The 2,539-nt window shown below is 65.6% G+C and carries 3 protein-coding genes; all 3 read right to left on the reverse strand.

From position 1 onward, the window contains the following. Nucleotides 1-88 precede the first annotated feature (88 nt). The 3 genes from AX681_RS01945 to pgi all read right to left on the reverse strand — a co-directional run bounded on the left by AX681_RS01945 (nucleotide 89) and on the right by pgi (nucleotide 2,380). Nucleotides 89-505 carry a hypothetical protein gene (locus AX681_RS01945; protein ID WP_066681574.1) on the reverse strand — a complete coding sequence of 139 codons (417 nt, stop codon included), beginning with the start codon at nucleotides 503-505 and terminating at the stop codon, nucleotides 89-91. 82 nt (nucleotides 506-587) lie between these two features. Then, a complete protein-coding gene (locus AX681_RS01950) occupies nucleotides 588-887 on the reverse strand; it encodes an alkylphosphonate utilization protein (protein ID WP_066681576.1) in 300 nt (99 codons plus the stop codon). After that, a complete protein-coding gene (pgi, locus tag AX681_RS01955) occupies nucleotides 887-2,380 on the reverse strand; it encodes a glucose-6-phosphate isomerase (protein ID WP_066681579.1) in 1,494 nt (497 codons plus the stop codon). The genes AX681_RS01950 and pgi overlap by 1 nt, the downstream gene beginning before the upstream one ends. Nucleotides 2,381-2,539 lie beyond the last annotated feature (159 nt).

Raw genomic sequence — 2,539 nt, forward strand, 5'->3', positions numbered from 1 at the left:
TGCCAACGGAGGGGGCGCTTCCGAGGCGGACGGGCGGGGAACGACCCATTGCGGACGTTCTTAAGCCCCACCTCACAGGCAATCGCGGCTACATTGCCATCCTCAAGAGGAGCTTTTGGTTCGACGCTCGGGCACCGCTCGCAAGTATCTTCATGGCCTTTAAGGGTTCAATCAAGTCCGGCCCGGAAACACGATGATACGAAAGTTCTTCCGATCGCGCCCACCGATCCGAAGCGTCAGCAAGGCCTTCTTCGGGTAGCTCATCCAATCGAATGACAAGCTCATCAGGGATCGAGAAGACCCAAGGCCCTTCGGGCGATCCCGTCGCGACCAAAAACTCTTCTCCGGACAAGCGCGAGGCATCAGCGTTCTGATCTACGGCTTTCCACAGCCCGGCAAGGACTGAGTTATCAGCATTGTTCGTGCGGTGATTGGGCGTGCGCGCCATGTCCGTGGCGAGGGCGACGGCATCGTCAGCAGCGCCCAAAAAGAAGTCGGTCAGCAAATCTCGCTCCTGCGTTCACGTCACTCAAGCTGACATCGAAGCCGAAATGCCGACTATTCGCAATCCACCCAGTTACAGACGCTCACCGCTTGCGCACGAACTCCGCCCTCAGCACCAGGCCCTTGATGCCGTCGAATTTGCAGTCGATCTCCTGGCTGTCGCCGGTCAGGCGGATCGATTTGATGAGGGTGCCGCGTTTGAGGGTCTGCCCGGCGCCCTTCACCGTCAGGTCCTTGATCAGCGTGACCTGATCGCCATCGGCGAGCAGGTTGCCGACCGAATCGCGGACTTCGACCGCATCCTCCGCCGGAGCCGCAGCCACCTGCGAGGCGGGGACCCATTCGCCGCTCGCCTCGTCATAGACATAGTCTTCGTCGGACATCAGCCGAACGCCCGCCGGATCAGGTCGTCGGTGGAGGGGTCGAAATCCTGCCCGCCTTGCTCCGCCGCCTTGGCCATTTCCTTGCCGAGTTCGACGCCGAACTGGTCGAACGGGTTGATGCCGAGCAGCGCGGCGCTGACGAAGGTGCGGTGTTCGTAGAAGGCGATCAGCGCGCCGAGCGTGCGCGGGTCGAGTTCGTCGAGCAGCAGCGTCATCGACGGGCGGTCGCCGGCATAGGCGCGGGCGGGGTCGTCATTGGCGCGGCCGGCCATCAGCGCGGCACCCTGCGCGAAGCAGTTGAGCAGCAATGCGCGGTGGTGATCCTCGGCGAGCGTGTCGCCGCCCTCGATCACCGCGAGGAATTCGAGCGGGATCAGGTGGGTGCCCTGGTGCAGCAGCTGAAACACCGCGTGCTGCGCGTCGGTGCCGACGCCGCCCCAGGTGATCGGTGCAGTGGCGCGGCCGACGGGCTGGCCGTCCGCAGTCACCGACTTGCCGTTCGATTCCATCTCGAGCTGTTGCAGATAGCTGGGGAGCAGGCGCAGGCGCTCGTCATAGGCGAAGACGCCGCGCGTCTGGCACCCGCGATTCTGGGTGTAATAGAGGTCGGCGAAGGCGGCGAGGACCGGGGCGTTGCTGCGCAGATCGGTCAGGCGGAAATGGCGGTCCATCTCTGCCGCGCCGTCCAGCATCGCTTCGAATGCGTCCCAGCCAAGCGCGATCGCGGCGGGGAAGCCGATCGACGACCACAGCGAATAGCGCCCGCCGACCGATTCGGCGAAGGGCAGGATGCGGGTCTCGTCGACGCCCCATTCGACCGCCTTGTCGGGTGCGGCGGTGAGCGCGATCACCCGGCCATAGGGATCCTCGACCCCATGTTCGCGCATCCAGTCGAGCGCGCTGGTGGCGTTGAGCAGGGTTTCGGTGGTGGTGAAGGTCTTTGACGCGACCGCGATCAGCGTGGCGTGGGGATCGAAGGCGTCGATCGCCTCCTCCAGCGCGCAGCCGTCAATGTTGGAGACGATGGCGACGTCATAGCGGTCCATGTCGCGGCCGAGCGCGTCGATCAGCAGTTCGGGGCCGAGCGCGGAGCCGCCGATGCCAATGTGCAGGATATGGCGGACGGGGCCGAGCGCCTCCGCCTCGATCGCGTCAATCAGGCCGCGCATCCGCCCGTGATAGGCGGCGGCGCGGGCGACGCTGTCCTCGCTGCCCTCACCGCGTTCGGCGGTATGCTCGGCGGCGCGGCCCTCGGTCACGTTGACCGGATCGCCCGCGAACAGCGCGTCGCGCTTGACGGCAAGGTCGGTCGCCTTGGCGAGCGCGGTGAAGGCGTCGAGCGCTTGCGTGTCGAGATGCGTCTTCGAAAAGTCGAAATGGATGCCCGCGACATCGGTGCTGAGCGATGCCAGCCGGTTGGGATCGCCCGCGAACAGGTCCTTGAGCGGGGTGCGCGGCAGCGATTCGATCGCGCTCCAGTCGGGGGTCGCCATATGCCTGTCTCCTTTTGGGTCGCGGCGCGTGTAGCGTGATGGGTGGGGGAGTGAAAGCGGGCGGCGCGTGTTTTGGGCTTCGGCGTTGCCGAAGCGCGGCACCAGCCCGCTCCCCCACCCGGCCACCCATCGGCAGGATATTCTGAAATGGGTGGCCGG

Origin of the sequence: Sphingomonas sp. CCH9-E2 (genome assembly GCF_001557215.1) — a bacterium.
In the GTDB taxonomy this organism is placed as follows: Bacteria; Pseudomonadota; Alphaproteobacteria; order Sphingomonadales; family Sphingomonadaceae; genus Sphingomonas.